Source organism: Geopseudomonas aromaticivorans, assembly GCF_019097855.1.
Lineage (GTDB): Bacteria > Pseudomonadota > Gammaproteobacteria > Pseudomonadales > Pseudomonadaceae > Geopseudomonas > Geopseudomonas aromaticivorans.
On sequence record NZ_JAHRGL010000062.1, the window covers coordinates 134,966 to 148,340 of the forward strand.

At 68.2% G+C, this 13,375-nt stretch carries 16 protein-coding genes; 11 read left to right on the forward strand and 5 right to left on the reverse strand.

Annotated features, from left to right (window positions below; genetic code table 11):
* Window positions 1–6 precede the first annotated feature (6 nt).
* The 11 genes from KRX52_RS17910 to KRX52_RS17960 all read left to right on the forward strand — a co-directional run bounded on the left by KRX52_RS17910 (window position 7) and on the right by KRX52_RS17960 (window position 9,303).
* Window positions 7–333: a hypothetical protein gene (locus KRX52_RS17910; protein ID WP_217683088.1), complete on the forward strand. Its 327-nt coding sequence runs from the start codon at window positions 7–9 to the stop codon at window positions 331–333.
* The gene (locus tag KRX52_RS17915) at window positions 333–1,454 is read left to right on the forward strand and encodes a glutathionylspermidine synthase family protein (protein WP_217683089.1); all 1,122 of its coding nucleotides are present in this window, start codon (window positions 333–335) and stop codon (window positions 1,452–1,454) included. Before KRX52_RS17910 ends, KRX52_RS17915 begins: the two co-directional genes overlap by 1 nt.
* A gap of 26 nt (window positions 1,455–1,480) precedes the next feature.
* Window positions 1,481–1,879 (forward strand): DUF350 domain-containing protein, encoded by a 399-nt coding sequence (locus KRX52_RS17920; RefSeq protein ID WP_217683090.1) that lies wholly within the window; start codon window positions 1,481–1,483, stop codon window positions 1,877–1,879.
* Window positions 1,880–2,118: 239 nt separating this feature from the next.
* Window positions 2,119–2,703 (forward strand): electron transport complex subunit RsxA, encoded by a 585-nt coding sequence (rsxA, locus tag KRX52_RS17925; protein ID WP_217683091.1) that lies wholly within the window; start codon window positions 2,119–2,121, stop codon window positions 2,701–2,703.
* Window positions 2,700–3,275: an electron transport complex subunit RsxB gene (gene rsxB / locus KRX52_RS17930; protein ID WP_217683092.1), complete on the forward strand. Its 576-nt coding sequence runs from the start codon at window positions 2,700–2,702 to the stop codon at window positions 3,273–3,275. The genes rsxA and rsxB overlap by 4 nt, the downstream gene beginning before the upstream one ends.
* Complete coding sequence (gene rsxC / locus KRX52_RS17935) at window positions 3,272–5,737, forward strand: electron transport complex subunit RsxC (RefSeq protein ID WP_217683093.1); 2,466 nt, start codon at window positions 3,272–3,274, stop codon at window positions 5,735–5,737. Before rsxB ends, rsxC begins: the two co-directional genes overlap by 4 nt.
* 196 nt (window positions 5,738–5,933) lie before the next feature.
* The gene (rsxD, locus tag KRX52_RS17940) at window positions 5,934–6,989 is read left to right on the forward strand and encodes an electron transport complex subunit RsxD (protein ID WP_217683094.1); all 1,056 of its coding nucleotides are present in this window, start codon (window positions 5,934–5,936) and stop codon (window positions 6,987–6,989) included.
* A 4-nt stretch (window positions 6,990–6,993) separates the two neighbouring features.
* Entirely contained in the window at window positions 6,994–7,662 is a 669-nt protein-coding gene (rsxG, locus tag KRX52_RS17945; RefSeq protein ID WP_217683095.1) for an electron transport complex subunit RsxG, read from the forward strand.
* On the forward strand, window positions 7,659–8,372 hold the full coding sequence (locus tag KRX52_RS17950; RefSeq protein WP_217683096.1) for an electron transport complex subunit E: 714 nt from the start codon (window positions 7,659–7,661) through the stop codon (window positions 8,370–8,372). Before rsxG ends, KRX52_RS17950 begins: the two co-directional genes overlap by 4 nt.
* Complete coding sequence (gene nth, locus KRX52_RS17955; RefSeq protein WP_217683097.1) at window positions 8,369–9,007, forward strand: endonuclease III; 639 nt, start codon at window positions 8,369–8,371, stop codon at window positions 9,005–9,007. The genes KRX52_RS17950 and nth overlap by 4 nt, the downstream gene beginning before the upstream one ends.
* Before the next feature lie 110 nt (window positions 9,008–9,117).
* Entirely contained in the window at window positions 9,118–9,303 is a 186-nt protein-coding gene (locus KRX52_RS17960; protein WP_217683098.1) for a PA3496 family putative envelope integrity protein, read from the forward strand.
* A gap of 110 nt (window positions 9,304–9,413) precedes the next feature.
* On the opposite strand, the gene KRX52_RS17965 is transcribed toward KRX52_RS17960, so the two are convergent.
* The 5 genes from KRX52_RS17965 to KRX52_RS17985 all read right to left on the reverse strand — a co-directional run bounded on the left by KRX52_RS17965 (window position 9,414) and on the right by KRX52_RS17985 (window position 13,328).
* On the reverse strand, window positions 9,414–10,112 hold the full coding sequence (locus KRX52_RS17965; RefSeq protein WP_217683099.1) for an SDR family NAD(P)-dependent oxidoreductase: 699 nt from the start codon (window positions 10,110–10,112) through the stop codon (window positions 9,414–9,416).
* A complete protein-coding gene (locus tag KRX52_RS17970) occupies window positions 10,109–10,636 on the reverse strand; it encodes a DUF3833 domain-containing protein (protein WP_217683100.1) in 528 nt (175 codons plus the stop codon). Before KRX52_RS17970 ends, KRX52_RS17965 begins: the two co-directional genes overlap by 4 nt.
* A 10-nt stretch (window positions 10,637–10,646) precedes the next feature.
* Window positions 10,647–11,189 carry a chalcone isomerase family protein gene (locus tag KRX52_RS17975; protein WP_217683101.1) on the reverse strand — a complete coding sequence of 181 codons (543 nt, stop codon included), beginning with the start codon at window positions 11,187–11,189 and terminating at the stop codon, window positions 10,647–10,649.
* Between the two features lie 106 nt (window positions 11,190–11,295).
* A complete protein-coding gene (locus KRX52_RS17980; protein WP_217683102.1) occupies window positions 11,296–12,660 on the reverse strand; it encodes a heavy metal sensor histidine kinase in 1,365 nt (454 codons plus the stop codon).
* Complete coding sequence (locus KRX52_RS17985) at window positions 12,657–13,328, reverse strand: heavy metal response regulator transcription factor (RefSeq protein WP_217683103.1); 672 nt, start codon at window positions 13,326–13,328, stop codon at window positions 12,657–12,659. Before KRX52_RS17985 ends, KRX52_RS17980 begins: the two co-directional genes overlap by 4 nt.
* Between the last annotated feature and the right edge of the window lie 47 nt (window positions 13,329–13,375).

The window sequence follows — 13,375 nt, forward strand, 5'->3', positions numbered from 1 at the left end:
GGACGCATGAAGAAATCCAACGTCGTATTCACCAGTGTGCTCACCGGCGGCGTGCTGATGGCCATGCTGCACCACGGCACCATCTACCGGGACATCTACGCCAGCCGCGAGAACTGCCAGACCGACTGGAGCACCCACCCCTACCACTGCGAAACCAGCAGCAGTGGCGGCGGCAGCTCGATCTACTCGGCCAGCAGCGGACGCCACCGCGGCCCGACCTACGAATCCGGCTCGCGCCCGCGCACCGCCCGCCAGGACCTGGTGGTGGCGCGCGAGACGGTCAAGCGCAGCGGCTTCGGCAGCTCAGGCGCGCGCTTCTCGGGAGGCGGCTGATGCAGCGCCGCGCCTTCACCCCGCGCCCGCACTGGCGTGCCCAGTGCGAGCAGCTCGGCTTCACCTTCCACAGCATCGACGGCACCTACTGGGACGAGTCGGCCGCCTACGAGTTCTCGCTCGAGCAGATCGATACGCTGGAAAGCGCCAGCGAGGACCTGCACCAGCGCTGCCTGGAGGCGGTGGACTGGATCATCCGCCATGAGCACTTCGCGCCCTTCGCCCTGCCGCCGCGCGCCCGCGAGCTGATCGTCGACTCCTGGCAGCGGCAGGAGCCCAGCCTGTACGGACGCTTCGACTTCTCCTGGGACGGCTCGGGCGCGCCGAAGCTGCTCGAGTACAACGCCGACACGCCGACCGGCCTGCTGGAAGCCAGCGTGGTGCAGTGGTTCTGGCTGCAGGATGTGCTGCCGCAGGCCGACCAGTTCAACTCGCTGCACGAGCAGCTGATCGAGCGCTGGCGGGCGCTCGATCCCGGCGGCCCGGTGCACTTCGCCGCCCTCGCCGGCCACGAGGAGGACACCGGCAACGCCCTGTACCTGCTCGACACCGCCCACCAGGCCGGCCTGGCCACCGACTACCTGCCCATCGAGCGGATCGGCTTCGATGCCGCGCGGCGCTGCTTCGTCGACGACGGCGGCCAGCCGATCCGCCACTGCTTCAAGCTGTATCCATGGGAATGGCTGCTGGAGGACGAGTTCGCCGCCCACGTGGCCGCCAGCGGCGTCCGCTTCCTCGAGCCGGCCTGGAAGCTGCTGCTGTCGTGCAAGGCGCTGCTGCCGATCCTCTGGCAGCTGTTTCCCGACCACCCCAATCTGCTGCCGGCCAGCTTCAGCGACGACCTGCCGCTGCCCAAGGTGCGCAAGCCGCTGTACTCGCGCGAGGGCGAGAACATCCTCATCATCGGCGTCGAAGGCACTATCGCCAGCGACGGCCCGCACGAGCAGGCCCCGTGCATCTGGCAGGCCTGCGCGCCGCTGCCGAACTTCGCCGGCAACTACCCGGTGCTCGGCTGCTGGATGGTCGGCGAGCGCGCCGCCGGCCTGGGCATCCGCGAGGATGGCGGGCCGATCACCCGCGACAGCAGTCGCTTCGTGCCGCACTTCTTCCGCAACGCCTGAATCATCGACTTCTAGGAGATCCCGTCGTGGACCTGCTGCAAACCCTGCCCAGCTTCCTCGCCTACTTCGCCACCGCGCTGGCCCTGTTCGGCCTGTTCGCCAGCCTGTACATCCGCCTGACGCCCTACGCCGAGCTGGAACTGATCCGTGCCGGCAACCTCGCTGCCGCCGTCGCCCTGATCGGCGCGCTGCTCGGCTTCGCCCTGCCGCTGGCCAGCAGCATCGCCCACAGCACCAGCCTGCTCGACATGCTGGTGTGGGGCGCCATCGCCATGCTGGTGCAGGCGCTGGTCTACCTGGGCGTCGCCCGCCTGCTGCCCGAACTGCGCCAGGGCATCAGCGGCAACTGCCTGGCCCACGGCCTATTCCTTGCTGGCAGCGCCCTGTGCGCCGGCCTGCTCAACGCCGCCTGCATGGTCTACTGAACCGCGCCGCCAGCGGCCCCCGGCGGCCGGCGCGACTGCCCTGCACCTGCGACACGGGCGCTCGCGACAATGCGCCGCAGCCGGCTGTCACCGGACGGCAATCCGCGCAAATAGCCAGATTCGCAGTATTTATTCCAAAAAGAGCTTAAACACTCCAAACCCGCTCTGCTTGTACGCTATAACCGGCTCCACGATAATAGGCTCCCCTTATCCATCGACGGCGCGAGCCCCATCTGCCCATGACCGAATTCGCCCTCATCCTGGTCAGCGCCATTCTGGTCAACAACTTCGTGTTGGTGCAGTTCCTCGGCCTGTGCCCGTTCATGGGGGTTTCGAAGAAGATCGAGACCGCCATCGGCCTCGCCCTGGCCACCACCTTCGTGCTGACCCTGGCGGCCATGAGCTGCTACCTGGTCCAGCAGTACGTGCTCAAGCCGCTGGATCTCGAGTTCCTCAAGACCATCACCTTCATCCTGGTGATCGCCGTGGTGGTGCAGTTCACCGAGATGGTGGTGAACAAGACCAGCCCGGTGCTGTACCGCGTGCTCGGCATCTTCCTGCCGCTGATCACCACCAACTGCATCGTCCTCGGCGTGGCCCTGCTCAACGCCAACAAGACCGAGTTCACCTTCATCACCGCCACCACCAACGGCTTCGCCGCCGGCCTGGGCTTCTCCCTGGTGCTGGTGCTGTTCGCCGCCATGCGCGAGCGCATCGCCATCGCCGACGTGCCCGTGCCGTTCCGCGGCGCCGCCATCGGCCTGATCACCGCCGGGCTGATGTCGCTGGCGTTCATGGGCTTCACCGGATTGATCAAGCTATGAGCCTGGTTCTTGCCGCGGTCATCGCCCTGACCGCGATCTGCCTGCTCGCCGGCGCCATCCTCGGCTATGCCGCGGTGCGCTTCCGCGTCGAGGGCGATCCCATCGTCGAACAGATCAATGCCCTGCTGCCGCAGACCCAGTGCGGCCAGTGCGGCTACCCGGGCTGCAAGCCCTACGCCGAGGCGATCGCCAACGGTGACAAGATCAACAAGTGCCCGCCCGGCGGCCAGGCCACGGTGCAGGCGCTGGCTGGCCTGCTCGACGTCGACGCCGAGCCGCTGGATGCCGCCGGCGGCGAGAAGCCGCGCATGGTCGCCTTCATCCGCGAGGCCGAATGCATCGGTTGCACCAAGTGCATCCAGGCCTGCCCAGTGGACGCCATCGTCGGTGCCGCGCGGCAGATGCATACGGTGATCGTCGACGAGTGCACCGGCTGCGACCTGTGTGTCGAGCCCTGCCCGGTGGACTGCATCGACATGCTCGAGATCGGCAGCAACGTACAGAACTGGAAGTGGGACCGCCCGCTGGCGCCCGGCCAATTGATCGCCACCGACCGGGAGCAGGCCGCATGACTGCAGCAGCCAAGATCTGGGACATCCCCGGCGGCATCCATCCGCCGGAGCGCAAGACGCTGTCCAACCGCACGCCGATCCAGCCCGCCCCGCTGCCCAAGCGCCTGGTCCTGCCGCTGTCGCAGCATATGGGCGCACCCGCCGAGCCCTGCGTGGCGGTTGGCGAGCGGGTTCTCAAGGGTCAGAAGATCGCCGACGCCAGCGGTTTCGTCAGTGTCGCCCTGCATGCCCCGACCTCCGGCACCATCACCTTCATCGGCCCGCAGCCCTACCCGCACGCCTCCGGCATGCTCGCCCCGGCCATCGTCATCGAGGCCGACGGCCTGGATGAGTGGTGCGCGCTGGCGCCCTGCGCCGACTTCCGCGCCCTCGAGCCGGCCGCGCTGCTGGCGAAGATCCGCGACGCCGGGATCAACGGCCTGGGCGGCGCCGGCTTCCCCACCGCGGTCAAGCTCACCGCGCGGCCGCAGCAGAAGATCCACACCCTGGTGATCAACGGCACCGAGTGCGAGCCGTACATCACCGCCGACGATGTGCTGATGCGCGAGAAGGCCGCCGAGCTGGTCAGCGGCATCGACATCCTGGTCCAGCTGATCCAGCCGGACGAGGTGCTGATCGGCATCGAGGACAACAAGCCCGAAGCCATCGCTGCGGTGCGCGCCGCGCTGGGCGCGCGTGCCTATCAGCTGCGGGTGTTCCCCACCAAGTACCCGTCCGGCGGCGAGAAGCAGCTGATCCAGATCCTCACCGGCCGCGAAGTGCCCTCCGGTGGCCTGCCGGCGGACATTGGCATCCTCTGCCAGAACGTCGGCACCGCGGTGGCCGTGCACGACGCAGTGGTGCTCGGCCAGCCGCTGATCGCGCGGATCACCACCCTCACCGGCGAAGCGCTGGCGCGGCCGATGAACGTCGAGGCGCTGATCGGCACCCCGGTCGAGGAGCTGCTGGCCTTCGCCGGCCTCGACGAGGGCAAGCTGGATCGCCTGATCATGGGCGGGCCGATGATGGGCTTCACCCTGCCGGCGCTGGACGTGCCGCTGATCAAGACCACCAACTGCCTGCTGGCGCCGACCCGCCAGGAGCTGCCAGCGCCACCGCCGGCCATGCCGTGCATCCGCTGCGGCGAGTGCGCGCTGGCCTGCCCGGCCAGCCTGCTGCCGCAGCAGCTGCACTTCTTCGCCCTCGGCAGCGAACACGAGCAACTCAAGGCACACAACCTGTTCGACTGCATCGAGTGCGGCGCCTGCGCCTACGTCTGCCCGTCGAGCATTCCGCTGGTGCAGTACTACCGGGTGGCCAAGGCGGAGATCCGCGAGCTGGAGCAGAAGCAGCAGAAGGCCGAACACTCCAAGCAGCGCTTCGAGCTGCGTCAGGAGCGCCTGCGCCGCGAAGAGGAGCGCAAGGAAGAGGAACGCCGCGCCCGCGCCGAGAAGGCCGCCCGCGCCAAGGCCGCCCAGGCCGAAGCCGCGGCGGCAGCCCCAGTCGCCAGCGCAGCGCCGGCGGTCAACGAGGACCTCAAGCGCCTGAAAATCGAAGCCAGCATGGCCCAGGTGGCGCTGAAGAAGGCCGAGAAGCAACTGGCCCAGCACGACACCGCCGAGCTGCAGACCCAGGTCGCCGAACTGCGCGCCGCGCTGGAAGCCGCGCAGCAGGCGCTGGCCGATGCCCAGGCGGCCGCCCCGGCCAGCGCACCGACCCCGGCTGCCAAGCCGGCCGGCGACGAGGCCCTGAAGAAGGCCAAGATCGAAGCCGCCATGCTCAAGGCGCAGATCCGCAAGCTGGAGAAGCTCGAGGCACCGGACGAGGCCCAGCAGGCCGAGCTGGCCAGGCTGCGCGAGCAGCTGTCTGCAGCGGAACAGGCCCTGGCTGCCACCGAGAGCGCCGCCCCCACCCCGGTCGCCAAACCGGCCGGCGACGAGGCCCTGAAGAAGGCCAAGATCGAAGCCGCCATGCTCAAGGCGCAGATCCGCAAGCTGGAGAAGGTCGAGGCACCGGACGCCGACCAGCAGGCCGAACTGGCCAAGCTGCGCGAACAACTGAGCGCGGCGGAAAAAGCCCTGGCCGCCGCCGAGAGCAGCGCCCCCGCTCCCGCCATCAAGCCGACCGGCGACGAGGCCTTGAAGAGGGCCAAGGTCGAACTGGCGATGAAGCGCGCCGAACTGAAGAAAGCCGAGAAAGCCGGCGCCGACGAGGCCGAGCTGACCCGTCTGCGCGAAGCCCTGGCGGGCGCCGAGCAGGCCCTGCACGCCGCCGAGGACGCCTCCGGCAAGCCGGCACCGGAACTGGTGCGCACCGACAAGCGCCCGGTCGACGAGGCCAGCCGCGCGCTGAAGACCGAAGTGGCCTTCGCCCGCGCCGACCTGCGCAAGCTGGAGCGCGACGAGGCGGCCGATCCGGCAGCGCTGGAAGCCGCACGCACGCGGCTGGCCGAAGCCGAGGGCAAGCTGGCGGAGCAGCAATGAACGTTGGGTGGGTTAGCCGCTTGCGGCGTAACCCACCGATGCCGGCGACAGCCGGCACACGCTGGCCGGCCTTGTAGCCGGGTGGTGGGTTACGGCCTTAGGCCTGACCCACCCGACGACCCCCAAGATCATCGCCGGTCACCACCGGCGGGTGGAGGAAACCTTCCACCCCATGCACGCACACAACGGAGCACCAATGGCCCTGCCCCGCATCACCTCGCCCCACGCCACGGGCAGCAACCGCACCCAGAAGGTCATGCAGCTGGTGCTGCTGGCGACCCTGCCCGGCGTGCTGGTGCTGACCTGGTTGTACGGTTTCGGCACCCTGATCAACCTGTGCTGGGCGACCGTCGTCGCCCTCGGCTGCGAGGCAGCTGTGCTGCGCCTCCGCCAGCGCCCGGTCGGCTTCTTCCTGCGCGACTACAGCGCGGTGCTCACCGCCGTGCTGCTTGCTCTGGCGCTGCCACCCTACTCGCCCTGGTGGCTGACTCTGGTCGCCACCGGCTTCGCCATCGTGTTCGGCAAGCAGCTGTTCGGCGGCCTCGGCCAGAACCCGTTCAACCCGGCGATGCTCGGCTACGTGGTGGCGCTGATTTCCTTCCCGGTGGAAATGACCAGCTGGCCGGCGCCGCGCGGCTTCGAGGCGGTCAGCCCGACCCTCGGTCTGCTCGAGGGCCTGCAGCGCATCCTTGGCTTCACCGCCGACCTGCCGGACGCCTGGACACAGGCCACGGCACTGGACGCCCTGAAGACCAACAAGAGCCTGACCATCGCCGAGCTGTGGGCCGGCAATCCGGCCTTCGGCAGCCTGGGCGGCTACGGCAGCGAGGCGGTCAACCTGGCCTTCCTCGCCGGCGGCCTGTTCCTCCTCTACAAGCGCGTGTTCACCTGGCATGCGCCGGTGGGCATGCTCGCCGCCATGGCGCTGATGAGCCTGGTGTTCTGGAACGGCGCCGGCTCCGACTCCAACGGCTCGCCGCTGTTCCACCTGCTCACCGGCGCGAGCATGTTCGGCGCCTTCTTCATCGTCACCGACCCGGTGTCCGGCGCCACCAGCGTGCGCGGCCGGCTGATCTTCGGCGCCGGCGTCGGCGTGCTGGCCTACATCATCCGCGCCTGGGGCGGCTACCCGGACGGCGTGGCCTTCGCCGTGCTGCTGATGAACCTGACCGCCCCAACCATCGACTACTACACCCGTCCGCGCACCTACGGCCATCGTCAGCCGGAACGCGGCTTCAAGCTGGGGGACTGAGGCCATGCTGCCGGAAATGCCGCGCTCGATGCTGAGAAACGCCCTGATCCTCGGCCTGTTCGCCGTCGCCACCGTCGGCGTGGTGGCCATCACCCAGCAGGGCACCGCCACGCGCATCCAGGCCGCCGAGCGCGAGGCCCAGGTGCGCGCGCTGGCCGAGATCCTGCCGGCGGACAGCTACGACAACCACCTGCTGGACAACAGCCTGCAGCTCAGCGACCCGCTGCTCGGCAGCGCCAAGCCGTTGCCGGCCTACCTGGCGCTGAAGGGTGGCCAGCCCAGCGCCGTCATCCTCCAGGCCATCGCCCCGGACGGCTACAGCGGCAGCATCCGCCTGCTGATCGGCATCCACGCCGATGGCCGCCTGGCCGGCGTGCGCGTACTCGCCCACAAGGAAACCCCGGGCCTCGGCGACAAGATCGAACTGGCCAAGACCCGCTGGGTGCTCGGTTTCGACGGCAAGTCGCTGAGCGATCCGGAGGAAGGCGGCTGGGGCGTGAAGAAGGACCAGGGCGTCTTCGACCAGTTCGCCGGCGCCACCATCACCCCGCGCGCTGTGGTCAAGGCCGTGCACCACGCCCTGCAGTATTTCGATGGCCACCAGGCCGAGCTGTTCGCCCAGGCCGCCACCCCGCCGGCCGCTGCGGCGCAACCCGAGGAGCGCGCACAATGAGCCAGAGCTATCGCGAGATCGCCGTCAACGGCCTGTGGAAGAACAACCCCGGCCTGGTCCAGCTGCTCGGCCTGTGTCCGCTGCTCGGCACCAGCAACTCGACGGTCAACGCCCTCGGCCTCGGCCTGGCCACCGCGCTGGTGCTGACCTGCTCCAACGCCGCGGTGTCGATGATTCGCGGGGTAACCCAGACCGCCGTGCGCCTGCCGGCCTTCGTGATGATCATCGCCGCGCTGACCACCTGCATCGAGCTGCTGATGCAGGCGTTCACCTACGAGCTGTACCAGATCCTCGGCATCTTCATCCCGCTGATCACCACCAACTGCGTGATCCTCGGCCGCGCCGACGGCTTCGCGGCCAAGCACGGCATCGCCCGCTCGGCGTTCGACGGCCTGATGATGGGTCTGGGCTTCGCCCTGGTGCTGCTGGCGCTCGGCGCGGTGCGCGAGCTGCTCGGCACCGGCGTGCTGTTCGCCAACATGCAGCTGCTGTTCGGCCCTGTCGCCGCCGGCTGGCAGATCACCGTGTTCAGCGACTACCAGGGCTTCCTGCTGGCGATCCTGCCGCCGGGCGCCTTCCTGGTGCTGGGCCTGTTGATCGCCGGCAAGAATATCCTCGATGCACGTGCCGAAGCGCGCGCCAAGGCCCTACAGCCGGCCCCTGAGCCGGCAGCGAGCCGCCGCGTGCGCGTCACCGGGGTAGTGGAATGAATGCAGCCAAGCGCGCGGAAATCTTCCGCCGCCTGAAGGAAGACAATCCCGAGCCGACCACCGAGCTGGAATACCAGAGCGTGTTCGAGCTGCTGGTGGCGGTGATCCTCTCCGCCCAGGCCACCGACGTCGGGGTGAACAAGGCCACTGCCAGGCTGTTCCCCGCGGCCAACACCCCCGCCGCCATCCATGCGCTGGGCGTCGAGGGCCTCGAGGAGTACATCAAGACCATCGGCTTGTACCGCAGCAAGGCGAAGAACGTCATCGAGACCTGCCGCCTGCTGGTCGAGCGCCATGCCGGCGAGGTGCCGAGTACCCGCGAGGAGCTGGAAGCCCTGCCTGGCGTCGGCCGCAAGACTGCCAACGTGGTGCTCAACACCGCTTTCCGCCAGCCGGCCATGGCGGTGGATACCCACATCTTCCGGGTCAGCAACCGCACTGGCATCGCGCCGGGCAAGACCGTGCTGGAAGTGGAAAAGAAGCTGCTCAAGTTCGTGCCGAAGGAGTATCTGCTCGACGCTCACCACTGGCTGATCCTGCACGGCCGCTACGTGTGCAAGGCGCGCAAGCCGCAGTGCGGCAGCTGCCGGATCGAGGATCTGTGCGAGTACAAGCACAAGACTTCCGACGATTGAGCCAATAAAAATAATTCCTATCAACCGATAGAAAAAATCTCTTTTACCCACCCCAGCTTTGCCGCTATAAGGTGCGCGAAACGCCCTCTGTTCTAGTGGAGCAGCATGCCATGGCACAAGCTAAGACTGACCTCGAGCTGGAAGAAGACTTCGTCGTCGACGCCGAACCGGAAGACGCCGAAGCCAAGGATGCCCCGACCAGCAAGACCAACCTGGCCAAGCGCCGGGTGATCGACAACCTGCTGGAAGAAAAGCGCCTGAAGAAGCAGCTGGCCGAATACGACTTCGACCTGTAATCCCCCGCCGCAATGAACAAGCCCCGCAATCCTTCAGCGGGGCTCGTTGTTTTGCCGCCATTCCCTCCCCTCTTGCCCCGCCCGGCCCGGTGCGCCCTGCGTCCGGACGCTTACCAGGGCAGCCGCTCGCCGCTCCAGGCATGGAACTGCCCGCTGGCCTCCGGTCCCAGGTCGTCGATCACCGCCAGCATCTGCTGTGCCGCCACCGCCGGCGCGCGACCGATCTCGGCACCGCGAAACGGCTGCGACAGCCGCGAGTTCACCGTCCCCGGATGCAGGGCCAGCAGCACGGCGTTGGGATTGCTGCGGCGCACCTCGATCGCCGCGGTCTTCAGCAGCATGTTCAGCGCCGCCTTCGACGCCCGGTAGCTGTACCAGCCGCCCAGGCGGTTGTCCTCGATGCTGCCGACCTTGGCCGAGAGCAGCGCCAGCACGCTGCGCCGGCGATCAAGCAGACGACTGAAATGGCGCAGCACCAGCGCCGGGCCGAAGGTGTTGACCTGGAAGGTCGCCAGCAGCTGGGCGTAGTTGAGATCGGCCAGCTTCTTCTCCGGCATGAACGCCTCGCCATGCAGGATGCCGGCGGCATTGACGATCAGGTGGAACGGTCCCTGAACCGCCAGCGTCTCGGCCGCTGCCGCGATGCTCTGCTCAGCGGCGAAATCGATGGCCGGCTGCGAATGGCGGTCCAGGCCCACCACCAACGCACAACGCGGATCGCCCTGCAGCGCCGCGACCAGCGCGCCGCCGATGGCGCCGGAAGCCCCGATCACCAGGGCGCGAAAGCCGTCGGGGAAGGAGTCCATCATGGCGCTTCCTTGCGGAAGAACAGGGTCACCTGGCCCAGCTCGAAGCCGAACTTGGTCATGAACGAGCGGTTGGCCAGGGTGCGCTCGTCGAGCAGGTACATCCAGTCGTCGAAGTCGACCTGATAGACCTTGCCGTCCACCGGCAGGCTCAGCACGTAACGCCAGCGCAGCGCATTGCCGGCCACCTCGCCACGCGCTTCGCCGACCACGTCGTCGGCGGTGCCGCGCCAGCGACCGGGGCCGTCGGGATGCAGGGTCCACACCCGCTTCTGCTGACTGCCGTCGCTGTAGGTGAAGTCCTCGTCGAGGATCAGCTTGTCGCCCTGCGGATAACCGTTGATCACCACATGGAAGCGCTTGATCACCTCCCCCGAGCGTTTCTGGAACATGCCCCAGGCATCCACCCGGCCGTTGAAGTATTGGCGCAGGTCGAGTTGCGGCTGCTGGTCGCGATAGTGCTCCACCTCGATCTGCCCGCAACTGGCGAGCAGCAGGCACAGCGGCAGCAGGAGTTGCTTCAGCATGGCGATTTCCTCAGCGGGCGTCGACGCCCAGCAGTTGCGCGCGCAGCTCCGGATTGCGGGTGCGCGGGTCGAGCCAGATGGCGAAGAAGGCACGGGCGAAGTCCTGGTCGCGCACCTCGTGCTTGAGCTCGCGACCGACATAGAAGCGCGCGCCTTGCCCCGGCAGGTACACGCCGGTGATCCGCGAACCGGGTTCGACGTCGACGAACGCCCGCAGCATCTGCTCCCGCCAACCGGCCAGTTGCGCCGCACCCACCGCGTCACCATACAGGCGGCGGATCTCCCTGACGCTGGCGTCGACCAGCTGCTCGCGGCTGATCGCACGGTGGTAGGTCAGTTCCAGGGCGATGGGGCTATCGACGCCCAGGGGCTGCGCGGGGCTCCACAGCCGTGCGCTGTAGATGCGCAGGCCGAACAACCGCAGCTCACCGGCACCGACCACCCGGGCCTCGGGCAGGCTCTCTTGCCAGTTGGCCAGGGCGCCGGTACTGAGCAGGCAGAGCAGAACCAGCCAGGCTTTGCTGGTCCCCTGGCGGGACGTGGAATCATTCATCGCAGGCTCCTCGTCGCCTTGCCACGGCAGGGCGAGCCGTAAGGTCACCCCAAAAACCTATACGATAAATAAATACTTGTACAATTACTGTTTATGCTGCAGCCGTTCAGCGAGCGGAAAAAATCAGAATAAAGCGGGTGCCCTGCTCGCCGCTTTCGACCCGCACGCTGCCGCCATGCAGCTGCATGATCGAACGCACGATGGCCAGGCCGAGGCCACCGGTGTCGCCAGGCAGGGCGCGCGAGGGATCGCAGCGGTAGAAGCGCTCGAACAGGTGCGGCAGGTGCTCGGCGCCGATCGGCTCGCCCAGGTTGTGCACGCCGACTTCGAGCCGCCCGTCGCGCAGCTGGCTGGCAATACTCACGGGGCTGCCCGGCGCGGCATGGCGCAGGGCGTTAGCCAGCAGGTTGGCCAGGGCGCGGCGCAGCAGACCCTGGTCGGCCTGCAGGATGCCCTCGGCGCGGTTGACCAGCTGCAGCTCGCGCTCCTCGGCCATACCCTCGAAGTACTCGCAGAGCTGCTCGACCAGCCCGTGCAGGTCCACCGTCTCGCGCTTCACCGAGGCCTGCGGCTGCTCGGTGCGGGCGAGGAACAACATGCTGTCGATCATCCGCGCCAGCCGCTCGTATTCCTCCTGGTTGGAAGCCAGCAGGTTCTGGTAGTCCTCCACCGAGCGGGGGTGGCGCAGGGTCTGCTGGGTGTGGCCCATCAGGTTGCTCAGCGGCGTGCGCATCTCGTGGGCGAGATCCTCGGAAAAGCGCGACAGCTGGGCGAAGCCATCCTCCAGGCGGGCGAGCATCTGGTTCAGCGCCGCGCTCAGGCTGCGCAGCTCGCTGACCTGCTGGACCTCGTCGAGACGCAGGTGCAGGTGCTGCACGTCGATGGCCTGCGCCCGCGACGCCAGCTCGCGCACTGGCCGCAGGCCGCGCTGACTGACCAGCCAGCCGAGCAGGAAGGCCAGCAGCGCCCCGGCGGCCAGCGCCAGCCACAGCTTCAACCGGTAGGCGGCGAGCATCTGCTCGCGCTCGGCGAGCAGCTTGCCGGCGATCAGGGTCAGGCCGCGGCCCTCGTGCTCGACGTGCAGCCAGGCCAGCCGCGCCGGCTCGGTTTCAAGGGCGTCGCGCAGCTGCACCGCCGGCCCGCGCGGCAGTTGCGGCACGGCCTGGCCGGCGGGGTTGATCTCGATGAGCACCTCGCCGTGATCGTCGACGATCCACAGCAGGCTGTCGCGATTGCCTAGCATGTTGGCGTACAGCTGCGGCCGCTGGCGCAGCGCCTCGATGCTCGCGCTGTCGTCGAGCAGCGTGCGCATGCGCTCCAGGCGCCCGAGCAGGGCCTGGTCGTCGCGCCAGGCGATTTCCCGCTCCAGCGACTGGTACAGGTAGAAACCGATGGCGCCGAGCAACAGCACGCCGACCAGAGCGAACAGCAGCGCCAGGCGCAGGCTCAGCGCGCGCGGCCACAGGCTCACGGCTGCACTTCCAGCACGTAGCCCATGCCACGCACGGTGTGGATCAGCTTGAGCGGATAGGGATCGTCGATCTTGGCGCGCAGGCGGCGGATGGCCACGTCGACCACGTTGGTGTCGCTGTCGAAGTTCATCTGCCAGACCTGCGAGGCGATGTAGGCGCGCGACAGCACCTCGCCCTCGCGGCTGAGCAGCAGATGCAGCAGGGCAAACTCCTTGTTGGTCAGGTTGATGCGCTCGCCCGCACGGGTCACCCGGCGGCGCAGCAGGTCCAGCTCCAGGTCCGCCACCTGGAAGCGCTCGACCTCGCGCGGCGGGCCGCGGCGCAGCAGGGTGCGTACCCGCGCCAGCAGTTCGGCGTAGGAGAACGGCTTGACCAGGTAGTCGTCGGCGCCCAGCTCCAGGCCCTTGACCCGATCCTCCACGGCATCGCGAGCGGTCAGGAACAGTACCGGCGTCTGCAATTTGCGGCGGATCACCTGCAGCAGCTGCCAGCCATCCAGCCCCGGCAGCATGACGTCGAGGATGATCAGGTCGAACTCGCCTTCCTGGATCAGGTGCAGCCCGTCCAGGCCGTTCAGCGCGACCTCCACCAGATAGCCGGACTCGCCGAGCCCCTTGCGCAGGTAATCCGCGGTCTTCAGCTCGTCTTCCACCACCAGAATGCGCATCGCGGCCTCCCCCAAAGTCCCGCATAGGCTAGGCCGATCCCGGGCTT